Source organism: Litorimonas haliclonae, assembly GCF_965138505.1.
GTDB classification, from domain to species: domain Bacteria; phylum Pseudomonadota; class Alphaproteobacteria; order Caulobacterales; family Maricaulaceae; genus Litorimonas; species Litorimonas haliclonae.
On the sequence record NZ_CBCSCO010000001.1, the window covers coordinates 145,179 to 165,523 of the forward strand.

The window sequence follows — 20,345 nt, forward strand, 5'->3', positions numbered from 1 at the left end:
GCGGTCTGTCCATCAATTCTGGGGGGAATCAGTTTATGGTTATTTTTGCAGCGGTCAGGGCCGGTCCCTAGGCTCTGGCTTCGGTGAATTTTCTTTGGAAACACTGTCAGCAGGCTCAATATTCGGTGCTCCTGGGGCCTCGTAAAGCTGGGTCTCCACCTTAACAACACCCGTTTCGACCGTCTTTGTGATGCTGTCTGCGGCCTTCTGGACAGGGCTCGGAACAATTTTATCCACAATTCGTGTTAGGCCATCATTCCTGACCGTCTCTAAGTTCTCGTGTGTGTCATAGGGGCGTTCCAACTCAAGACGAATGCCCTCAGAATCAAAAACCCCGATCGTCGAGAGGAGCTGAAACGTCGATGCGTTTAAATTTCGTTTTGCCTCCAAAAGAGAGAGCTTGGCGTTTAGAAGTTCCTGCTCGGCGTCCAGAACGTCTAATTGAGTGCGGCTGCCGACTTCTAACTCTAGCGAAACCCCTTCAAAGGCAATTTCAGCTGCTTCCACCTGTTTCTGGCCGGACACGAGCGTCGCCCGGGCCGCGTCCCTTTGCGCCCAAATCTGACGGATAGCTTCATCGACCGCCCTTTCCCGGTCGCGGCTCTCAAAACCTAGACGCGTTTTGGCGTGTTCAGCCTGCCTCACGCGGGAGCTATTCAATCCGCCGGAAAAGATCGGTATGCTTATCTGAGCTGTAATCTCCGCCGCTTCGGATTGTTCAAACCCGAAAAGCTGTCCGCGTTGAGCCGCCACATTCCCGTTCAGAGAGATTGTTGGACGTCCGGCCGCCTTGGCCACTCCAATCGCGGCGTCACCGGCCTCTTCGTTGAAATAAGAGGCAATCAGCTGCGGATTATTCTGGCGGGCCAGCTCAATCGCCTCCCCTAAGGTCTGCGGCGTCACAAATTGCGGAACCGGTTGCAAATCCACAGGCATACGTCCGACGACACGTTCATAACTAGCACGAGCACTTTGCAGCGCCGCCTCGGCTTGGGCCAAGCCGGCCTCAGCCGCCGCCAGGCGCGCGCCTGACTGGGCAATATCTGTCTTTGTTCCTACGCCAACATCGAATCGTTCATTTGCGGCCTCGAGCTGCCTAGACAAAACTCTCACATTATTTCGGCGAATGCGGCTTGCTTCTTCAGCTTGTTGAACATCCAAATAGGCATTGGCGCCCGCCAAAAAAAGTTGGTTTTCCGTCGCCCTCAGGCTCTCACGTTGAGCCAGAATTCCGGCTTTCGCCTGCGCCTTCAACGCTCTGATACGCCCCCCTTGATAGAGAGGTTGCACAATTTCAATCTGAGCCGCACTAGGTGCGTAATAAAAGAGATTATCTGGCGTTGCTCCGGCGGGCATTTCAGTCGGAATATCACCTTGCCCGAAGCTCTGCCCGCTTCCGATACCAGATCCTTTGAGAACGGATCGACTATATTGACCGCTTGCAGTAACAGAAAATCGTCCTTGGGCGCGGGCCTGGATGTAGTTTTCGTCAACCTCTCGCAATTGAGCCCGAGCGGCCAAAAGCTGCGGGTTTTTATTGTAAACCGCGACGAGAGCTTCTGAAAGAGTCTCCGCAGAAGCCGGAGACGCCGCAAATAACCCACTTAAAACCAGTGCCGACAGGACGTGGCTAAAGATGTGGGACTTGCGGGTCATAAAACCTTGTAATTAAAGATGGGACAACGATTTCCAAAAAGACACCTAAGTCACCCTTAGGGAAACGTTTAAAAAACAAAGGCGGCTTCGCGTTCAAAGCCGGGGAGAAGAGGCGCAGACGCATCAAACACGACGCGTTCTCCTACAAGATCGCCGGATTTGGTATAGACAGTCCCCCGCCCCATCGGGCCGTTCTGAACAATGCAGACTAAACGGCCTTTATCAGCTAGTTGCGATATCCAAGCCTTCGGAATTTCAGTGACGGCGCCGTTTACGAAAATGACATTGAAAGGGCCATGCTCGGAGGCTCCGGCTTTCAACTCGCCTTTCACGACGGCGGCATTACTAATGTCAGTCTGGTTTAAAAGATCTGTGGCCTTATCAACGGCCTCATCCGAAGTTTCCAGTCCGACAACCGTATCTGCCAGCTTGGCCATGATTGCTGTGGAATAACCGCGAGCGCACGCAATATCGAGAACAATGTCAGAAGACCGAATCTCGGCGGCGTCTATGAGTTTGGCAAAATCACGCGGGCGAAGCATGATCCGGCCTTCATCCATTTTGATGTGAGAGTCGCCATACGCCAAAGCAGATTTGGCTTTGGGGACAAATTTCTCTCGCGGAGTTGTCCGGAAAGCTCTCAATATTGCTGGTTCCGTCACATCACTGGTCCGGATTTGGCTTTCCACCATATGGTCACGCGCTTTGGCGAAGTCGAACATGAATTTTCCTCATCTTTATCGCGGAATAGAGTCTCACGACCTATCCCCACTTGCAAGGCGTCTTTACGCGGCTACGCTATAGACTGCCAGTCCAAAGCCTTGCAATGGCGGAATTCGTATATCTCACATGCAAAGCGCGATAAATCAGGCTTGCGAAGCGCAAAACCTATCGCTAAGAGGACGGCCCTGCGATGGTACCATGGCGGAGTGGTGACGCACCGGATTGCAAATCCGTGAACCCCGGTTCGATTCCGGGTGGTACCTCGCAGTCCATCCTCGTGACCTGATAAGGTCTGCCCCGAAGGAGAACGCGAGGATGCCCTTCTTTTTAAATTCAGTTTTTCAGCGCTTTGTCCCCACCACGGACAAACTGCTGAAAGCTGTGCAGAAATATAACTTGCGCTAACGACACGCAACAACTTTTGTTCTATATTTGTTCCGTGGCGAAACGAACTCTCATTGATAAACTGGCGATACTTGCTGATGCGGCGAAATACGATGCGTCCTGCGCCTCGTCCGGCACCGATACGCGCTCTTCCCTAGGGAGCTCGGGAATTGGTTCTACAGAGGGAATGGGTATTTGCCATGCCTACGCGCCAGATGGGCGCTGTATCTCCCTGCTCAAAGTCTTGCTTACCAATTTTTGTATATTCGACTGTCGCTATTGCATTAACCGGTCGAGCTCGAATGTAGAACGCGCGCGGTTTACGCCCGCTGAGCTCGTTAAACTGACGCTGGATTTTTATAAACGGAATTATATCGAAGGTCTTTTTCTCTCCTCGGGTATTATTCGATCGCCTGATTATACAATGGAACAATTGGTCGAGGTCGCGCGGGCCTTGCGCGAAAATCACGGCTTTCGCGGGTATATCCATCTCAAAACTATTGCAGAAGCGGACCCTCTCTTAATTGAACAGGCCGGACTTTATGCTGACCGCCTCTCGGTAAACATAGAACTTCCGACGGAAACCGCCCTGAATAGCTTTGCGCCCGAAAAGAGCGGCCAAACTATCCGGAAAGCCATGGCGGATGTCAGGCTGAGGATAGACGCTCAAAAAGATGAAGAGACGACGAAAGTTTTTCGTAAGTCTAATAATGCTCCGAGGTTTGCTCCGGCGGGGCAATCCACGCAGATGATAATCGGCGCGGATCAATCGACTGATGCGGATATTATCGGCACATCGGAACGGCTTTACTCTGGCTATAATATGCGGCGGGTTTATTATTCAGCCTATAGCCCGATTCCGGACGCTTCGGGCGATCTGCCTCCGGTTTCTCCTCCCCTGATTCGAGAACACCGCCTATATCAAGCTGACTGGCTATTCCGGTTCTACGGTTTTCAAACCAGCGAAATTCTATCCGCTTCTGTGGACGGTATGCTTGATTTGGATATCGACCCGAAATTGTCGTGGGCTTTGAAGCATCGAGACTGGTTCCCCATGGATATAAACCGCGCATCGAAATCGCAATTGATGCGGGTCCCAGGTCTCGGCGCGCGAACTGTAGAAAAACTATTATCCGCACGGCAGCTTACTCGGCTCACGCTTCAGGATTTGGCCAAACTTGCGCCCTCCGTCAAAAAGCTAATGCCGTTCGTCGAGACGGCGGATTGGTCGCCCGGAGGATTGACGGACAGCGAAAATTTGCGGGCCCGGTATGCCCCTCCGCCTGAACAGCTTTCGTTGATATGATTAGTGTAAACCTTTCGAGCGAAACCGATTATTCGGAATGGCGCGACGCGGCGCTGCGTTTGTTGCAGAACAATGTGTCGCCGTCCGATGCGGTTTGGCAGGGCCCGAATGCGGCCGACTCTTTATTAAATTCAATGCAGACATCGTGGACCGATTTGCCGGAAAAACCGAAAACCATTTCTGTCCCCCGATCATTTCCTGCTACGGCTGAAAAAGTTCTGTGCCACACCGATCCTCAGCGTTTCGCAAAGTTATATCGTATTTTATTTCGACTTCAGACAGAGCCGCGTTTTTTAAGCAATAGCACCGAGGATGATATAACCTGGCTTCACGAATGTGATCGGGCGATTTCCCGTGACCGTCATAAAATGCATGCCTTTGTCAGGTTTAAAAAGGTCGGCGAAAGGCGGTTCAAACGTGAACAATTCGCCGCCTGGTTTGAGCCCACACATTATATCACCAAATTAGCCACGCCATTTTTCACGCGACGGTTTCCAAATATGGATTGGGTTATCATCACGCCGCATTGCTCAGCTATCTGGGACGGACATAATTTAGTTTTTGGGGCAGGCGGACGGAAAAGCGACGTGCCCGCCGACGATGCGGTCGAGGATCAGTGGAAAACCTATTTCCAATCCATCTTTAATCCGGCTCGATTGAAAATCGGCGCGATGATGTCGGAAATGCCGAAAAAATATTGGCAGAATATGCCTGAAACCTCTCTCATTCCCGAGATGGTCTCCGCCGCAAAAGGACGGCAGGCGGAAATGCAAAGCCACGGCGTAACCGAACCCAATCCCCTCGCGTCGAAAATAAAGTCGAATACATTACCTAAGTCGTCTTCAAGGTCGTCCTTGGATACTCTGACAGAGGTATCAAAAGCGCTTTACCATTGTAAAAATTGCGAGCTGTATAAATCTGCCTCTCAGCCTGTTCCTGGAGAAGGGCCTAATACCGCGCGTCTTATGATCGTTGGCGAACAGCCCGGCGATAAGGAAGATATTGCGGGTCAGCCTTTTATCGGCCCTGCAGGGGAGCTTTTGAACGACTGTCTAGAAGAAGCAGGGATCGTTCGGAACGAAGTTTATCTGACGAATGCCGTCAAACATTTCAAATTCGTCCCGCGCGGTAAACGCCGCATTCACAGCAAGCCAAGCTCGATGGAAATAAAGGCCTGCAATCCCTGGCTTCAAAAAGAAGCTCAAATCGTCGAGCCGGATATCATTCTGGCATTGGGCGCCAGCGCCGCTCAAGCTATTTTGGGAAGATCGACAAAACTTGGAGATATCCGTGGGCGTCCGCTTAGTCTAAAAAGCGGCCGCACGCTTGTTGTGACTTATCACCCCTCCTTCCTGCTTCGTTTACCTTCGCCGGACCAAGCGGCTCAAACGCGAAAAGTTTTCATCGAAGATTTGAAGCTAGCAGCCAATTACCTAGCAGAGGATAAATAAATCTGTTTTCGCTTTACTCTGACGTTACATTTGGGCAACTTTTGATCATGAGCGCTATTCCCACATTTGTTGCCATTTTGGCCGGTTATTTTCTTGGCGCGATCCCTTTCGGCCTGCTCTTGGCCAAAGCGACCGGACAAGGGGATATTCGCAAGATTGGCTCAGGAAATATTGGCGCGACGAATGTGCTGCGGACGGGACGCAAAGATATTGCCGCCCTCACCCTTCTTCTCGACGCTGCCAAAGCGGGCGTGACCGGGCTCGTCGTCGCGCACTTTTTCGGACAGCCTTATGGTTATATCGCGGCGGCCGCAGCCTTAGTCGGTCATTGTTACCCTGTCTGGCTTGGGTTCAAAGGCGGCAAAGGCGTGGCGACATTTTTCGGCGGTCTGTTCGCCCTGGTTTGGCCCGTCGGACTTTTTGCCGCCATTGTCTGGCTGGCGACGGCGTTCATCACCCGTCTCTCCTCTCTCGGCGCCCTACTCGCCTGTGTTTTCTCGTCTATTCTGGCTTGGCTGATTTCACCTTTGGCCGCCGCTTTGATGGTCAGTTTTATGGCCGTCATCATCCTGATACGACACCGCGAGAATATCTCCCGTCTATTAAGAGGACAGGAGAGTAAAATCGGACAAAAAAGTTAGTTTTCATGCAATTGCGTGAGCTAAGCTTTGCAGAACGGCGTGACTGGTTACGTTTGACTCGAACGCACACGGTTGGGCCCGTAGCTTTTCGGGATTTGCTCAAACGGTTTGGGACCGCCGCCAAAGCGCTCGACGCTCTGCCCGACTTAATTCGTAAGAAAGATATAAAGCCTCCTTCGCTCAAACAGGTCGAAGCAGAAATGGAAGCCAACGAAGAACTGGGAATTCGTTTGCTTGCCGCGTGTGAGCCTGATTATCCGGCGCCCCTCCGCGCCATTGATCCGCCGCCGCCCATCATCAGCGTTTGGGGGCAAAGCGACCTTCTGTCGAAACCCTGTGTGGCGATTATTGGATCACGTAACGCCTCCGCCAATGGGCAGCGCTTTGCAGGCCAGATTGCAGGAGAGCTAGCCGAGAATGGCTTCGTTATTGTTTCGGGTTTAGCGCGAGGCATTGATGGCTGCGCGCATCGGTCTGCTCTGGTAAGCGGCACAATCGGCGTTCTCGGCGGCGGCGTGGACCACATCTATCCCCGCCAAAACGAAGACCTTCACCTTGAAATGCGCGAGCGCGGCCTGTTGGTGAGCGAGAGTCCTTTGGGCTATCGGGCTACCGCTCGGGATTTCCCGCGCCGAAACCGTATCATCTCGGGCCTTTGCCGCGGCGTCGTTGTTATCGAGGCGGCGGAGCGCTCGGGCACGCTCATCACCGCACGTTACGCCGCAGAACAAGGGCGCGAAGTGATGGCGGCCCCCGGCTCACCACTCGATCCACGTACAAAGGGCTGTAACCGTCTTATCCGTCAAGGCGCGGCTCTGATTGAAAGCGCTGAAGACATTCTGGAATGTCTGGCCGCCCTCCCCGAAACACAATTTCTGGAGCCGGAAGCCCCTTATAATGACCCGCCAGTCCTTTGGCGGGTTGCGGCCAAAGAGATAGAGAGCGCCAAAACACAATTATTGGAAGTCTTATCCCCCACGCCCTCGCCGCGTGACGACATCATCCGTGCCAGCGGATTGCCGACCCCAATTGTGAATGCGGCGCTTTTGGAGCTAGAACTCAACGCCGAAATCGTGGTCGAGGCAGACGGCCGAATTTCTATTCTCTATTAGCGTAGCGCATTTATAAAGGTGAGCGTTTCGTCCAGCGAGGCCTTTACGTCCCCAAACCCGCCTATTGCCGCGAGCTCACATAATTGCTGAGTCATATCATGGAGATAATCCAAGAGTTTGATTTGATCCGGCGAGAGGTGAAACGCCTCGCTCTGAGAGGGTAAAGAAGTCGGCATATCAAATCCTTTGTCAGATATGAGAATATCAAATTGTAACTATAACGAGTATAAATTCAAGGCTAAACTATGGCGTGTAGTTGATGTTCGTCGCATCTCTGCGAGTTGACATTGTAAGCGTCGCAGACCAAATGAGCGCCGATATTGCCCGCAAAACCCAAGGCAATATGACAGAAGGTAAGACAAAAATGAATCTAGTCATTGTCGAGTCACCGGCCAAAGCCAAGACGATCGAAAAATATTTAGGTAAAGATTACAAGGTCTTGGCCAGTTTCGGCCATGTGCGTGATTTGCCCTCAAAAAACGGCTCAGTTGACCCGGATGATGATTTCGCCATGTCCTGGAGCGTCGATACGCAATCGAAAAAACGTATCAAAGATATCGAAAACGCGCTTGATTCGGCTGATAAACTCATACTCGCAACCGACCCGGATAGGGAAGGAGAAGCGATTTCGTGGCATTTACTCGAAGTTTTGTCGAAGAAAAAAGCCTTTAAAGGCAAGCCTGTCGAACGCGTTGTCTTTAACGCGATTACCAAAAAATCTGTCACGGACGCGATTGCCAGCCCGCGTGAGCTTGATATGGAGCTTGTGGAGGCATACCTAGCCCGCCGCGCGCTCGACTATCTCGTTGGCTTCACGCTTTCGCCTGTTCTCTGGCGCAAATTGCCCGGCGCCCGCTCCGCCGGCCGCGTCCAATCTGTCGCCCTTCGCCTCATATGTGAGCGCGAAACCGAAATTGAGAAATTCGACCCGCAAGAATATTGGACCGTAGAAGGCCAGGTTAAGTCTGGCTCCGGCGACTTCCCGGCCCGCCTCGTCGCGCTGAACGGCGAAAAGCTTGAGAAGTTCACACTCAATAATGAAGAGCTCGCTCTAAAAGCCAAATCTGCCGTAGAGGCCGCAGACCTTTCCATTGAGAGCGTCGAAGCCAAACCGATTACCCGCAACCCCTACCCGCCCTTTACCACTTCGACACTGCAACAAGACGCCTCCCGCAAGCTCGGCTTCTCGGCGACGCAAACCATGCAAACCGCCCAACGGCTCTATGAAGGTATCGATATTGGCGGCGAGACCACCGGTCTTATTACCTATATGCGAACCGACGGCATTTCGATGGTCGGCGAAGCCATCAGTGATTGCCGCGCCGCGATTGCGTCCAATTACGGCGATAAATACCTGCCGGGTCAGCACCGCGTTTACAAATCCAAAGCGAAAAACGCGCAAGAAGCCCATGAAGCCATTCGCCCTACCAGTTTCTCCCGCACGCCGGACTCGCTCCGCCTACAGGGCGATCAGAAAAAACTGTATGAGCTGATTTGGAAACGCGCCATGGCCAGCCAGATGGAATCTGCCATTCTGGACCGTACGACGGTGACAATCTCGGACCGCAAAACAGTTGAACTCCGCGCGACCGGCCAAATTGTTCGCTTTGACGGCTTTCTGAAAGTTTACGGCGAAAACAAAAAGAAAAAGTCCGATGGCGACGAAGAAGATACAACGCTTCCTCCCGTCAAAACCGGCGACAATGCAGACGCTAAAGACGTCTCCGCAGACCAGCATTTCACGCAGCCACCTCCACGCTATTCCGAAGCCTCACTGGTCAAAAAGATGGAAGAGCTCGGCATTGGCCGTCCCTCCACCTATGCGTCCATTTTGAAAGTTCTGCAGGATCGGGGCTATGTCAATCTGGATAAACGCCGCTTCTCTCCGGATGATAAAGGCCGCCTTCTAACCGCTTTCCTCGAAAATTTCTTCGAGAAATACGTACAGTATAACTACACGGCCGACCTCGAAGAACGCCTCGATCTGGTCTCCTCCGGCGATCTGGAATATAAGAAACTCCTTGAAGAATTCTGGAAAGAGTTTTCGGCCAGCGTCGCGGAGACCAAAGACCTCCGCATCACGCATGTTCTGGATGCCTTGAATGACGCGCTCCGCCCTCTCGTCTTCCCGCCGAAGGAAGACGGCTCAGATCCGCGTAAATGCCCAAGCTGTGATGACGGTGAACTGTCTCTGAAACTTGGCAAATTCGGCGCCTTTGTCGGCTGTTCAAATTACCCAGAATGCAAAATGACACGTCCCTTTGGCCAAGGCGAAGCGGCAGACGCACAAGCCGAGGACAAAATCCTCGGCGTTCACCCCGAAACTGGAAAAGACATCGTTCTGAAAACCGGACGTTTCGGTCCCTATGTCGAGATGGAAACAGACAAAAAACCCAAGCGGACAAGCCTGCCCAAAACGTGGAGTTATGACGCCATGGACCTTGAAAAAGGTCTGCGCCTGATTGACCTGCCACGTAAAATCGGCTCCCACCCCGAAGACGGAAATCAGATTATCACCGCTCTCGGCCGCTTTGGTCCCTATATCAAGCACAATACGACCTATGTGAACCTGCCGGACATTGAAGACATGTGGGAAGTCGGCCTAAACCGCGCGGTTGATATGATTGCCGATAAAATCGCCAATCCAAGTAAACGCTCGCGCGGCGGTAAAGTCCTGAAAGATCTGGGCAATCATCCGTCGACGGAAAAGCCGGTTCAGGTCATGGAGGGCCGCTATGGTCCCTATGTGAAATACGAAAAGATCAACGCCACCATCCCTAAGGGTCAGGACCCGCAAGAAGTGACAATGGAAATGGCCGTAGAGTATATTGCGGCAAAAGAAGCCAAAGGCGGTAAAAAGAAAAAGGCTCCGGCAAAGAAGAAAACCGCCGCGAAGAAAAAACCGGCGGCGAAAAAGAAACCAGCCGCCAAAAAAACAGCGGCCAAAAAGAAAGCTCCCGCTAAGAAAAAGCCTGCCGCGAAGAATTAAATCCATATCTACTTTCTTCCCCCGTTCACGGGGGAAGTCCCTCGCGAATGCGAGGGGATGGGGGAGCGTAATACGCTGCCCTTTGTTTTTGCGGCTCCCCTCTCCGAGCGCTTCGCGCCCACCCTTTCACGTCGAAGGGTTATCAACCCTTCTTTGGTTCAAACCCGTGAATGGGGGAGGATAAATTCACTCTTTTAAACCTCCATCCTCACTTATCAATTTAAAAACACCAATCTTTTCAACCCTTTATAAAATTATCGAGAGATAGATCCGCACTTTGCGTTTTGGCCCTATATTGCAGATGTTCTTCTGAACACGGACAGGAACGCGTCAGGTTTTGGTTCAGGGGACGGCGAGGTTGAGCATTCGCTTGTGACAGGGCGAACTGTGCCGGGCCTGCTGCGAGTGTGAGCCTGCCGTACCGTGCAGTGTCGGGCTGAGATAAACCCGGTGAGTGCGACTGTCGGAGACGCGCAATGTCCGTAATCAATCCGGGGGATTGATTACAATGCAGCGCCGACACCGAAGGTGGCGGATAGTTACGTTCTACAATAAGTCTCGCCGCATCCTCACTAACCCCGCTGCGCGGTGTCGCGTTCGGATGGTCAAGGCCGCTCCGGTATAAAATCGCTGCCGCAGAGCTTCGGTTCTTGCGAAACATTTTTATATTTTCGGTCTCCGGCGGGAGCCGACGCTCTGCGGGCTGTCCTTTTTATTTTGGAAGCCGTGTGAAACGCTCGATCCGAGATGGCGAATTGGACGAAGCGCCTGAGCAAATTACAAATAAAGCCCTTCTGTCATTCCGCACGCAGCGAAGCGGAGACGCGGAAGGTCGAGAGATTGCGAGCTAACTCAACGGCGGCTCACAACCTCTCGACCTTCCGGGTTCGCTTCGCGCCCCGAAATGACAGGAAAAGAGAAAAGAAAGTAAAGGGAGGCAAGCTGTTCCTACCTCACTGTAACTCTCACCCACTGTAACTCTCACAATGACATTCTTAAATTGTCCTGCTAAGTCGAACCCAATGACATTATCCAAAAAAACTATCTTATCCGCCGTCAGCGCAGAGCCTGACCGTTATGATAATAAAGCGCTTGCCCGCCATCTTGGCGTCAAAGGCGCAGACCGCCGTACGCTACGGGCGTATTTAAGAGAGCTTGAAGATGACGGCCTAATCGTAAAATCCTCCAAAAAGACTTACCGGGAAGCCGACGCCCTGCCCGGCGTGATGGTTATCCGCATCACCAAAATTGACGAACACGGCGACCTGATTGGGGAGCCTGAAAGCTTTAAAGGCGAAGGACAGCCGCCACAGGTTTTGGTGCGCGAAGGTCCGACATCCAAAAAATCCAAAGGCAATAAAGGCGTAGAAATGGCTGTGGGCGGCCGCGCGCTCTGCCGCATCAAGAAACGGGATGACGGGACAATCACGGCACAGGTCATGAAAAAGCTGGGCGACGGCCCGTCAGAGCATCTAGGCGTCCTTTACAAGGGCGGACGTGGATGGCGCATTAAACCCGTCAGTAAGAAAGCCCGCGACGAATATAAACCGAACAGCGTGCCAAAGGATGCGGAGAATAACGATCTGGTTTTCTTCCGTTCCAGCCGGAAAAACAAAGGCGACCTCAGGCTTGCCGATATCCTCAGGACTGTCGGCTCTGCTGACGGCGCCAAAGCGGCATCCCTCATTTCCCTTTACGAAAATGATATTCCCATGGGCTTCAGCGATGAAGTCATTGAAGAAGCCAAATCCCTAAAACTTCCAAAACTTTCCGGCCCGCGCGAAGACCTCCGCCACCTCGCCCTCATCACCATCGACCCTGTTGATGCCAAAGACTTTGATGACGCCGTTCTGGCGCACCCTGACGATAATCCCAAAAACAAGGGTGGATGGGTGATTTGGGTTGCCATCGCAGACGTAGCGGCCTTTGTGACGCCGGGTTCGGCGCTGGACGAAGCGGCGCGTGAAAAGGGCAACTCTGTTTACCTCCCTGACCGGGTAGAGCCGATGCTCCCGCATGAGCTGTCTTCGGATCTTTGCTCGCTCCGCCCGCATGAAGACCGCGCCTGTATGGCCGTTCGCATGGTGTTCGATAAAAAAGGCCACAAGGTCAGCCATAAATTTCATCGCGGCCTGATGCGCTCTCATGCGCGTCTGACCTATGCGGAAGCTCAGGACGGCTTTATGGGCTCGCCCGGCATTGCGGCGGAACCCGTCCTGGATATTCTGCAGAACCTTTACGCCGCTTACGGCGTTTTGAAACAGTCCCGGGCAGAGAGAGAACCCCTCGCCATTGAGCTGCCGGAAAGACGCGTTCACGTTAACGAGGCAGGTGACATCACCGCAATCACGCTTCGCGAGCGCTTTGACGCGCACAAGCTTATCGAAGAATTTATGGTTCAGGCCAATGTCGCCGCCGCCGAAGCGCTGGCGCAGAAAAACATTCAAACTATCATCCGCCTGCATGAAGAACCCGGACGCGATAAATTGCAGGGCCTGGTCGATTTTCTCCCGGCTCTGGATTTGAAATTCACGCTGTCAGACCGCGTGACGCCCAAACGGTTTAACCGCCTGTTACAACAAGCCGGCGAAAAAGATCTGGCGGAAACGGTCGGCATGGCGGTTCTACGCTCTCAATCGCAGGCCATCTATACCCCTGACGGCGCCGGGCATTTCGGACTGAATCTGGATCACTACGCCCATTTCACTTCGCCCATCCGGCGCTATGCCGATTTGATTGTCCATCGCGCTTTGATTAAAACGTTCAAGCTCGGGGACGACGGCACCACGACGACGGAAACCTCTCGTTTGAAAGAAATTTCCGAACATATCTCCTCGACAGAGCGGCGCGCGATGGTCGCCGAACGCGATGCGACCGACCGCTATGTGGCGGCCTATTTGGAAAAACAACTCGACGCGGAATTTGACGCCCGTATCACTGGCGTTACGAAATTCGGGCTTTTCATCACTTTGGATGAGACCGGCGCGGACGGCCTTATCCCCGCGCGGAGTCTGGGGCAGGAATATTTCGCCTTTGAAGAAAAGAAAAAAGCGCTGACAGGCGTAAACACCGGGAAGACCTACCGTTTTGGCCGACAAGTGCGCGTACAGCTCAAAGAAGCCACACCTGTAACCGGCGGACTGATTTTTGAGATGATCTCCAAACCGGAAGACGGAAAACCGCCAAAGGGGAATCCTCGCGGCAAGAATAAGGGCTCTCGTGGAAAACGGCATAAGAGAAAGCGGAAATGAGTGACGCCTCCTCTGATGACCCCGAAAAACTAAGCTTCCCGCTCGGCAAAGTCAGTCTCACGGAAGGGGAAGTCGATAAACGTGCTCAGTTAAAGCGTGCGCCGCGACCGCGAATCGCCTCGACAATTGTTCTGACTTGCGGCGACCCGAAAAATCCGAAAATCCTCATGGGTCAGCGCTCAAAAAAACATGACTTCATGCCAAGCGTATATGTTTTCCCCGGCGGACGGGTGGACCGGGCCGATAGTTACGCCAAATTTTCCGGCGATCTCAGCGCGCGGACAGAACGTATTCTTGAAGCGGCTTACAGTCCCCGCAAATCCAGAGCCATTGTTCTCGCCTCGATTCGTGAAACTTGGGAGGAAACGCGGCTCCTGCTTGGGCGCGAGGTAAAAGACGGCGAGCGGAATTTGAATCACGCCAGCTATGACGCGTTTCGCGAGGCCGGGATGCGTCCGGACATTGCGGGAGTAGAGGTTTTTGGCCGCGCTATAACGCCCCCTCACCGCCATAAACGGTTTGACGCCTGGTTCTTCCACAAACATTTGAAAACCCCTTCACTACCCGAAATCGGCGACAGCGCAGAGCTTTTAAACGTGGGATGGTTCACGTTCGACGAAATCAAGGAGCTGGAATTGCAGCGCGCCACAAAAATGATGCTCCGCGTTTTAAAAGATTACCTCAAAGCCGACCGCCCCCCCGCCACGATTTTCCTCTCAAAAGCCGTCAGAGGTCAGATGGAAGCCCAAAAATTTCCGGACTTTGAGGAATAGCCTGCAATAGCGCGGTTGACATGTGGTTGAATTCGACCTAATTGCCGCGCTCCGAATTCAAGAAGAAAGGCGCTTGCGTCATGGCGAAGCCAACAACCATTAAAATCCGTTTGAACTCGACCGCGGGTACCGGCTATTTCTACGTCACGAAGAAAAATTCGCGGACGATGACCGAAAAAATGGTCAAAAAGAAATATGATCCTGTTGCGCGCAAGCACGTCGAATTTAAAGAAGGCAAGATCAAGTAATTTTGCCTTCCATCTTTGAGTTTCAAGACCGCCTTTTGGGGCGGTTTTTTTATGCTGCTTTTTTCTGTCTGGCGCCTAAAACGCGATTTCGACCTGCCTGTTTGGCTTTATAGAGCGCGTCATCGGCGCGGCGAAATACATCGCGCAACTGCTCGCCTTTCTCGACTTCTGCCACTCCGGCGCTTGTCGTAATATGCAAAGCTTGGCCGTCGACATAAATTGGCGTTCCCGCGATTAAATCTCTAACGCGGTCAGCCGCGACCAAAGCGTCAGCTTGATTCGTAGTGGGCATAGCAATCATAAATTCTTCGCCGCCATATCGGCTGACAATATCAATAGCCCGCATATTGGTAACGAGACGGGCGGCCACCTCTTTTAGGATTTGGTCGCCCATATCATGGCCAAGAATATCGTTGACCCGTTTAAAGTGGTCTATATCGAACACCATAATGGAGAAGACTTCTCCTCGAGTGTCCATAGCGTCAAGCAAAGGATGAATAGCCCGGTCGAAAAAGCGTCGGTTCCCCAACCCTGTCAAAGGGTCTGAAACAACCATTTCAAGATTTTCGTTAAAGTTTTCTCTCAAGCTATCAGCATAAAATTTGCGGCGCATACTCGTATTTACGCGTGCTAACATTTCCTGCTTATCAATCGGCCGCATCAAAGTGTCATTCACGCCAATATCATAGGCCCGGATTAGGCGAGCTTCATCTTCCGGGTCTCCAATCGCCAAAATCGGCGTATCTTGGTTTTCTTCGTTGAATCTCAAGCTGGCGCAGACTCGAAGACCGTCAAACTTTTTAGAAACCAAACTAACAATAACCATGTCAATACCGGCTTTGGCCCGACGAATTGCGGTTACGGGATCGGTCTCGATCACCACATTATGTAAGGACCTAAGCGGCTCAACAACCCGTTGCGCCCTAAGTTCGCTATCTTCGACCAAAAGAATATTTCCAGACTGACGATTAATCGTATCTAGCATGGAACGAGAATTTTGAATTGTTTGCCCCGTGTGATTCAGCAGCTGATCCGTGACCATTTTAAGACGAAGCAAAGACCTCACTCTTGCCATCAGATTAAAGTCGTCAATGGGTTTGGTGATGAAGTCATCGGCGCCGGCTTCCAGACCCGCTATCCGGTCTTTCGTCTCCTCCAGTGCTGTCACCATAATAATAGGAACATGCCATGTTTTGGGGTTTTGCTTAATTTGTCGGCAGGCTTCGAATCCACCAATTCCGGGCATCATGGCGTCCATCAGTATGAGATCCAACGGTTCTTTAGACGCCAGTTTGACGGCCTCTTCACCACTACGCGCCGTCACCACGCCATAATATTCCGCCTCGAGTTTTACTTCGAGAAGATTCAGGTTTGGAGCCAGGTCATCGACAACGAGGATACGCGCAGCCACAGTAGTTCCCCCCGACTATGCCGGTTCTACAAATTTTCGAATAGTTGCCAGAAAGGACGAAACGGTAATCGGTTTGGCGATATAGGCTTCGCACCCACCGTCACGAATACGTTTTTCATCCCCCTTCATGGCAAAAGCCGTCACGGCAATAACAGGTATGTCTGACAGGGCTTTATCATCCTTGATCCATTTTGTGACTTCGAGCCCGGAGACCTCTGGTAGTTGTATATCCATCAGGATAAGATCCGGTTTAAAGGATTTGGCCATTGAAATCGCCTTTAACCCTTCGCGCGTCTGTTTGGTTTCATAACCATGCGCATCGAGCAGGTCTGCGAAAAGCTTCATGTTAAGCTCGTTATCTTCAACAATGAGGACTTTTTTTGGCATGATTTTCAGCATTGTTCCCAATTCACCAACAGCGCAGACTTTATGTCTGCTTTTCTCTATTTGATAGCTCTTATATGGCAGACTATCCTTAATTAAGCGTATGTCAGAGCTTAGGAGTAGATTAACCATGCTGTCTCTGATAAGAAGGAACATAAACAGAACATTCTAAGGATTCGTAAAGAATGTCAGTTCAAAACACCCTTTCCGAAGTCATGACGCTCTGCCGTGAGTGCGGGAGTGAGTTTGCGGGCCGTTCATCCAAATGCCGGAATTGTGGGGGTTCCCGCTTATTAAGTCATTCAGAGCTCGGTAGTTTATCTATTGCTCATGTAGATTGTGATGCGTTTTACTGCTCTGTCGAGAAAAGAGATAATCCCGAGCTGGCCAATCGACCCGTTATTGTCGGAGGCGGCCAGAGAGGCGTCGTCTCAGCCGCTTGCTATCACGCCCGAATTTACGGCGTCCGCTCGGCTATGCCTATGTTCAAAGCCTTAAAGCTCTGTCCTGACGCTGTCGTTGTGCGAGGCAGTATGAAAAAATACGCGTATGAAGGCGGCAGAATCCGAGACATGATGCGCAATTTGACTCCCATCGTCGAACCCCTCTCCATAGACGAAGCTTTTTTAGACTTAAGCGGCACCCAACGACTGCATGGCCTTTCGCCCGCACAAAGCCTCGTCCAATTGCAAAAACGAATATTTTCAGAAATTGGCGTGACTGTCTCCGTTGGCTTATCTTATAATAAATTTCTAGCTAAAACTGCCTCTGACTTAGACAAGCCACATGGCTTTGCTGTTCTAGGGAAGAGTGACGCTCTCGATTTTTTAGCAGACAAGCCCGTCGGATTTATATTTGGGATTGGCCCGGCTTTCGCCAGTAAACTAGAAAAAAGCGGTTTGAGGACAATAGCCGACATACGCAAACTTTCCGATAAGGAAATGGCAATACGCTATGGTGACCACGGTTTGCGCCTAGCAAGACTGGCAAGAGCAGAAGATGACAGGAAAGTTCAGACGCACTCTGAGAGAAAATCCGTCTCGGCTGAGACAACCTTCGACAGAGACATCAGGGACATTGAGGATTTAAAGGATAAGCTTTGGCAAGTATGTCTGAAGACGGCCGACCGGTCGAAGGCAAAAAACCTCGCAGGGCAAGTTGTTACGCTAAAACTCAAAACGGCGAACTTTAAGTCCATAACGCGGCGGCGAACTCTTTCCCAACCTGTACAATTGGCAGACGTTATATTTCGGGCTCTTGAACCTCTTCTAATATCTGAAGCAGATGGAACGTCTTTTCGCTTAATCGGGGCCGGCATCTCCGCCCTGTCGGCCCCGGTAGGCGACTCTGCAGACCTTTTGGACCCTTTGGCGACAAAAAGAGGACAAGCTGAACGGGCGAGCGACAAGGCGCGGGAAAAATTCGGTTCTGATGCCATAGTCACAGGCCGAGGGTTTCGTTTAAACCAAGCCCAAAAACACGCGGCCTCCACAGCTGAAAGCCTACCTGCAAAAATTCAAGTTGACGAAAACTGATCCACCTTAAAGTCGCGTCCGGCCTCTATCCAATGAATAGCTACGGACAAAGCAAAAAATGTGATGAGGCCAGAGATTCCCAGAGAAACACCTTGCGGCTGGGACGCGGGATCAAATGTTCCGTTTTGAAACTGCAATCCCGGCAAAGTGATTACGACAAACTGCATGCCGCACATCAGTATAAACAAAACCCAAGGCGCTATTTTATATAGTTTTCGACGGGGCACCGTCGCCCTTACCCAGTAAAGAAACCCAATAAAGAGGAGGCCAATTTCCAATACATAGGCAAGCCAAGGAAAGTTCCAGAAACCCAATCCGTAGGCTTCCTCTGCGCTTGGGTAGAGCGGAAGATCCGGCCTATGAACGACAAAGTCCAATAACCAATGCGAAAAAACCAGGCTCGAAATTACCCAGAAAGCCTTCCACCCCGACGGCTTTTTCCACCACATGAAGGCAAGGCCCGCAAATCCGGAAACGAGAATTGAGGTCAATAGCGAATGCGACCATGGAATATTAAATATCGGCTCTCCGTTTTCAATGAGAGAGCCTTCCAGTCCAAATATAGCCAAAATGCAAAAGACGATATCTATAACCTGAACCGCAAGAAAAGCTTCCCACAGCTTTATCGGCGCTTCTTTCTTCTCCCTGCGGCCTAACCAGACAGCGGGCGCATAGTGGCCCATAAACATTACGGTTGCGTGGCTTTCATCGCATAGCGTTCAAAGTAATCGAAGATTTCATTTTCGCTCCGACTCGCCGCGTTCCGCCATGTTGGAGCTTCCTTAGAATTTAAGAGTGTTCCCGTTCCGTCTATGATCAAAACAGTCGGCGTTCCCGGTGTCCCGTCCAGTCCAAACCGTTTGGCTATATCCTGATTTTTATTCTTTTGACCGACATCTACGTATTCAAGAATATAGGACGCCCGTATCATATCTTTAAATCTCGGCGTTTCCAAATGCGTCGCAAGAGACCGGCTATCATGGCACCAGTTTGCCCCCATGACGATCAGAGCTTTCTTCCCGCTCCTTGCCGCTTCTATGATAGCGGCATCAACTTTCTTGCTGTCATTTCGGCGATTATAAAAAGGGAGGACTTCACCGTGGTCATCACGGGGAAACGATGTGTCGCCAGCTGTGCTTTCTTGTAAGGCACTCGATACAGAAGAAGCCTCAGACGTGGAGCACGCTGAAAAGGTCAGAGTGAAAAGTGAAATAAAAAAACACGTAAAAAGAGATTTCATATTTTAGCTTACCACAGCTTCTCGTTTTAGAAACAGTTTTGCGGGTTTTTAGAATATTGAATAATTGCCAATAAAAAAGGCCCCGTAAAGGAGCCTTCCATAGTCTGATTTTAAGGCTAGGCCTTATGCCATTGAAAGATTTTCAACAGCTGTTTTGCCTGTCCGCTCATTTTTAGCGGTATCAAACATCACTTTGTCACCTTCGTTGAGACCTTGAAGGCCACCACGGTGAAGGGCTGTGATGTGAACAAATACGTCTTCACCACCAGCATCTGGCTGGATAAAGCCGAAGCCTTTTGTTGTATTAAAGAACTTAACTGTTCCGGCTTGCATTGCGTCTGACATGGGTAATTCCTTTCACGTCATTTCTTTACGTTGTCCACAGCGGACAACTTTTACTCGGAGAAGGGAAATTACTGCGTACTCAATGTGGCGTTAGATCAGCGCGCCATCAATAGCCGAATAGTCTGGCCGTCTTCGATATGGCGCGTATGGGCGTCACCAACAGGGAAATCAAGTGAATGTTTCGTGATTTTTTTAAAACCTACCGAGCAAATTTCACAATATCGGGTCTGACAAAGACCTGATTACGCCCTTAAATTATCGAATGTAATCTCATCATAATAGTCCCGAAAATTCATGATAATCCGGTCAGATGCAGAAATTTCATCTCCTGAACTTTCAACTGTCGTCATATACCAGAAATCTAAAAGAGCTTTAAGGTCCTGCTTACTTCTTAGGATGATTTTGCCGGATGATTTGAGAATGTTATCCTGTAGCTGATGAAGCTCTTCTTCTAAAGTTTCAACAGCTTGGTCTTGCGCACTGTCTCCAACGGACTTGTAATCCGCACATTCTTTCAAGCGCTTTGTAACGTCGTCGTAAAGAGTAATTAAATCACGAATGCCTTCGGGTAGTGAAAATTTGTCCAATCCCTTTTGGGTAACAACTCTTTTCATACTTTGCCCTCATGAGTGAACGGCGCTCATTTACGCCCTATTACTGACAAAAAACTCAATAACAGGTCAACCCTACAAACGGAGGGTAAAGCCTGGAGGAGATGTAACTCTATCAAAAACCGTTTTGGGCCCTTCAATCGTAACGGTGGTTCTTCGACCCTCTTTGTCGTTCTCAGCCAAACTGCTTCATCCATCGTCAAGCCGCTCACTCTTATTCGTTTCATACCGAGCGCGCTTATTACGCCCCGCGCCTCCACCCATTTCCACATAAGGCTTTACTGG

Annotated in this window: 19 protein-coding genes and 1 tRNA gene; 11 read left to right on the top strand and 9 right to left on the bottom strand. The window is 51.2% G+C overall.

Annotation, left to right across the window (positions count from 1 at the left end; translation table 11 throughout):
- Positions 1 to 54: 54 nt before the first annotated feature.
- Together ACNA05_RS00655 and ACNA05_RS00660 are read right to left on the bottom strand one after the other, a co-directional pair.
- Positions 55 to 1,656: a TolC family outer membrane protein gene (locus tag ACNA05_RS00655; RefSeq protein WP_415809440.1), complete on the bottom strand. Its 1,602-nt coding sequence runs from the start codon at positions 1,654 to 1,656 to the stop codon at positions 55 to 57.
- A 68-nt stretch (positions 1,657 to 1,724) separates the two neighbouring features.
- Complete coding sequence (locus tag ACNA05_RS00660; protein ID WP_415809441.1) at positions 1,725 to 2,378, bottom strand: protein-L-isoaspartate O-methyltransferase family protein; 654 nt, start codon at positions 2,376 to 2,378, stop codon at positions 1,725 to 1,727.
- Between the two features lie 193 nt (positions 2,379 to 2,571).
- Between ACNA05_RS00660 and ACNA05_RS00665 the strand changes: the two genes are divergently transcribed.
- The 5 genes from ACNA05_RS00665 (at position 2,572) to dprA (ending at position 7,273) form a co-directional block, all read left to right on the top strand.
- A tRNA-Cys gene (locus ACNA05_RS00665) sits at positions 2,572 to 2,642 on the top strand.
- A gap of 176 nt (positions 2,643 to 2,818) precedes the next feature.
- Positions 2,819 to 4,069, top strand: a complete 1,251-nt coding sequence (locus ACNA05_RS00670; RefSeq protein ID WP_415809442.1) for a putative DNA modification/repair radical SAM protein — start codon at positions 2,819 to 2,821, stop codon at positions 4,067 to 4,069.
- Positions 4,066 to 5,520, top strand: a complete 1,455-nt coding sequence (locus ACNA05_RS00675; RefSeq protein WP_415809443.1) for a UdgX family uracil-DNA binding protein — start codon at positions 4,066 to 4,068, stop codon at positions 5,518 to 5,520. The genes ACNA05_RS00670 and ACNA05_RS00675 overlap by 4 nt, the downstream gene beginning before the upstream one ends.
- 47 nt (positions 5,521 to 5,567) lie before the next feature.
- Positions 5,568 to 6,161: a glycerol-3-phosphate 1-O-acyltransferase PlsY gene (gene plsY / locus ACNA05_RS00680; RefSeq protein WP_415809444.1), complete on the top strand. Its 594-nt coding sequence runs from the start codon at positions 5,568 to 5,570 to the stop codon at positions 6,159 to 6,161.
- A 5-nt stretch (positions 6,162 to 6,166) separates the two neighbouring features.
- Positions 6,167 to 7,273 (top strand): DNA-processing protein DprA, encoded by a 1,107-nt coding sequence (dprA, locus tag ACNA05_RS00685; protein WP_415809445.1) that lies wholly within the window; start codon positions 6,167 to 6,169, stop codon positions 7,271 to 7,273.
- Here the strand turns inward: dprA and ACNA05_RS00690 are convergent.
- Positions 7,270 to 7,449, bottom strand: coding sequence for a hypothetical protein (locus ACNA05_RS00690; protein ID WP_415809446.1), 180 nt, complete (start codon positions 7,447 to 7,449; stop codon positions 7,270 to 7,272). The genes dprA and ACNA05_RS00690 overlap by 4 nt on opposite strands.
- 188 nt (positions 7,450 to 7,637) lie before the next feature.
- Between ACNA05_RS00690 and topA the strand changes: the two genes are divergently transcribed.
- The 5 genes from topA to rpmG all read left to right on the top strand — a co-directional run bounded on the left by topA (position 7,638) and on the right by rpmG (position 14,534).
- Positions 7,638 to 10,262, top strand: a complete 2,625-nt coding sequence (gene topA / locus ACNA05_RS00695) for a type I DNA topoisomerase (RefSeq protein WP_415810096.1) — start codon at positions 7,638 to 7,640, stop codon at positions 10,260 to 10,262.
- Between the two features lie 728 nt (positions 10,263 to 10,990).
- Positions 10,991 to 11,113, top strand: coding sequence for a hypothetical protein (locus ACNA05_RS00700; protein ID WP_415809447.1), 123 nt, complete (start codon positions 10,991 to 10,993; stop codon positions 11,111 to 11,113).
- A 171-nt stretch (positions 11,114 to 11,284) separates the two neighbouring features.
- The gene (rnr, locus tag ACNA05_RS00705) at positions 11,285 to 13,513 is read left to right on the top strand and encodes a ribonuclease R (RefSeq protein ID WP_415809448.1); all 2,229 of its coding nucleotides are present in this window, start codon (positions 11,285 to 11,287) and stop codon (positions 13,511 to 13,513) included.
- Positions 13,510 to 14,286: an NUDIX hydrolase gene (locus tag ACNA05_RS00710; RefSeq protein ID WP_415809449.1), complete on the top strand. Its 777-nt coding sequence runs from the start codon at positions 13,510 to 13,512 to the stop codon at positions 14,284 to 14,286. Before rnr ends, ACNA05_RS00710 begins: the two co-directional genes overlap by 4 nt.
- An 80-nt stretch (positions 14,287 to 14,366) precedes the next feature.
- Positions 14,367 to 14,534: a 50S ribosomal protein L33 gene (gene rpmG, locus ACNA05_RS00715; RefSeq protein ID WP_409431930.1), complete on the top strand. Its 168-nt coding sequence runs from the start codon at positions 14,367 to 14,369 to the stop codon at positions 14,532 to 14,534.
- 49 nt (positions 14,535 to 14,583) lie between these two features.
- Here the strand turns inward: rpmG and ACNA05_RS00720 are convergent, their stop codons facing one another.
- Together ACNA05_RS00720 and ACNA05_RS00725 are read right to left on the bottom strand one after the other, a co-directional pair.
- On the bottom strand, positions 14,584 to 15,945 hold the full coding sequence (locus tag ACNA05_RS00720) for a PleD family two-component system response regulator (RefSeq protein WP_415809450.1): 1,362 nt from the start codon (positions 15,943 to 15,945) through the stop codon (positions 14,584 to 14,586).
- 15 nt (positions 15,946 to 15,960) lie between these two features.
- Positions 15,961 to 16,332: a response regulator gene (locus ACNA05_RS00725; protein ID WP_415810097.1), complete on the bottom strand. Its 372-nt coding sequence runs from the start codon at positions 16,330 to 16,332 to the stop codon at positions 15,961 to 15,963.
- A gap of 182 nt (positions 16,333 to 16,514) precedes the next feature.
- Between ACNA05_RS00725 and ACNA05_RS00730 the strand changes: the two genes are divergently transcribed.
- Positions 16,515 to 17,864, top strand: a complete 1,350-nt coding sequence (locus ACNA05_RS00730) for a DNA polymerase IV (RefSeq protein WP_415809451.1) — start codon at positions 16,515 to 16,517, stop codon at positions 17,862 to 17,864.
- Here ACNA05_RS00730 and ACNA05_RS00735 read toward each other — a convergent pair.
- The 4 genes from ACNA05_RS00735 to ACNA05_RS00750 all read right to left on the bottom strand — a co-directional run bounded on the left by ACNA05_RS00735 (position 17,846) and on the right by ACNA05_RS00750 (position 20,063).
- The gene (locus ACNA05_RS00735) at positions 17,846 to 18,553 is read right to left on the bottom strand and encodes a hypothetical protein (protein ID WP_415809452.1); all 708 of its coding nucleotides are present in this window, start codon (positions 18,551 to 18,553) and stop codon (positions 17,846 to 17,848) included. The two genes, ACNA05_RS00730 and ACNA05_RS00735, sit on opposite strands and share 19 nt — an antisense overlap.
- Positions 18,553 to 19,104, bottom strand: a complete 552-nt coding sequence (locus ACNA05_RS00740) for a thioredoxin family protein (protein ID WP_415809453.1) — start codon at positions 19,102 to 19,104, stop codon at positions 18,553 to 18,555. Before ACNA05_RS00740 ends, ACNA05_RS00735 begins: the two co-directional genes overlap by 1 nt.
- Positions 19,105 to 19,227: 123 nt before the next feature.
- Positions 19,228 to 19,437 carry a cold-shock protein gene (locus ACNA05_RS00745; protein ID WP_415810098.1) on the bottom strand — a complete coding sequence of 70 codons (210 nt, stop codon included), beginning with the start codon at positions 19,435 to 19,437 and terminating at the stop codon, positions 19,228 to 19,230.
- A 254-nt stretch (positions 19,438 to 19,691) separates the two neighbouring features.
- Positions 19,692 to 20,063, bottom strand: a complete 372-nt coding sequence (locus tag ACNA05_RS00750; protein ID WP_415809454.1) for a hypothetical protein — start codon at positions 20,061 to 20,063, stop codon at positions 19,692 to 19,694.
- Between the last annotated feature and the right edge of the window lie 282 nt (positions 20,064 to 20,345).

Coding starts and splice junctions, on each gene's coding strand:
- ACNA05_RS00655 (WP_415809440.1), bottom strand. CDS start 1,656: ATGACCCGCAAGTCCCACATCTTTAGCCACGTCCTGTCGGCACTGGTT.
- ACNA05_RS00660 (WP_415809441.1), bottom strand. CDS start 2,378: ATGTTCGACTTCGCCAAAGCGCGTGACCATATGGTGGAAAGCCAAATC.
- ACNA05_RS00675 (WP_415809443.1), top strand. CDS start 4,066: ATGATTAGTGTAAACCTTTCGAGCGAAACCGATTATTCGGAATGGCGC.
- plsY (WP_415809444.1), top strand. CDS start 5,568: ATGAGCGCTATTCCCACATTTGTTGCCATTTTGGCCGGTTATTTTCTT.
- dprA (WP_415809445.1), top strand. CDS start 6,167: ATGCAATTGCGTGAGCTAAGCTTTGCAGAACGGCGTGACTGGTTACGT.
- ACNA05_RS00690 (WP_415809446.1), bottom strand. CDS start 7,449: ATGCCGACTTCTTTACCCTCTCAGAGCGAGGCGTTTCACCTCTCGCCG.
- topA (WP_415810096.1), top strand. CDS start 7,638: ATGAATCTAGTCATTGTCGAGTCACCGGCCAAAGCCAAGACGATCGAA.
- rnr (WP_415809448.1), top strand. CDS start 11,285: ATGACATTATCCAAAAAAACTATCTTATCCGCCGTCAGCGCAGAGCCT.
- ACNA05_RS00710 (WP_415809449.1), top strand. CDS start 13,510: ATGAGTGACGCCTCCTCTGATGACCCCGAAAAACTAAGCTTCCCGCTC.
- rpmG (WP_409431930.1), top strand. CDS start 14,367: ATGGCGAAGCCAACAACCATTAAAATCCGTTTGAACTCGACCGCGGGT.
- ACNA05_RS00725 (WP_415810097.1), bottom strand. CDS start 16,332: ATGCCAAAAAAAGTCCTCATTGTTGAAGATAACGAGCTTAACATGAAG.
- ACNA05_RS00730 (WP_415809451.1), top strand. CDS start 16,515: ATGTCAGTTCAAAACACCCTTTCCGAAGTCATGACGCTCTGCCGTGAG.
- ACNA05_RS00735 (WP_415809452.1), bottom strand. CDS start 18,553: ATGTTTATGGGCCACTATGCGCCCGCTGTCTGGTTAGGCCGCAGGGAG.
- ACNA05_RS00740 (WP_415809453.1), bottom strand. CDS start 19,104: ATGAAATCTCTTTTTACGTGTTTTTTTATTTCACTTTTCACTCTGACC.
- ACNA05_RS00745 (WP_415810098.1), bottom strand. CDS start 19,437: ATGCAAGCCGGAACAGTTAAGTTCTTTAATACAACAAAAGGCTTCGGC.
- ACNA05_RS00750 (WP_415809454.1), bottom strand. CDS start 20,063: ATGAAAAGAGTTGTTACCCAAAAGGGATTGGACAAATTTTCACTACCC.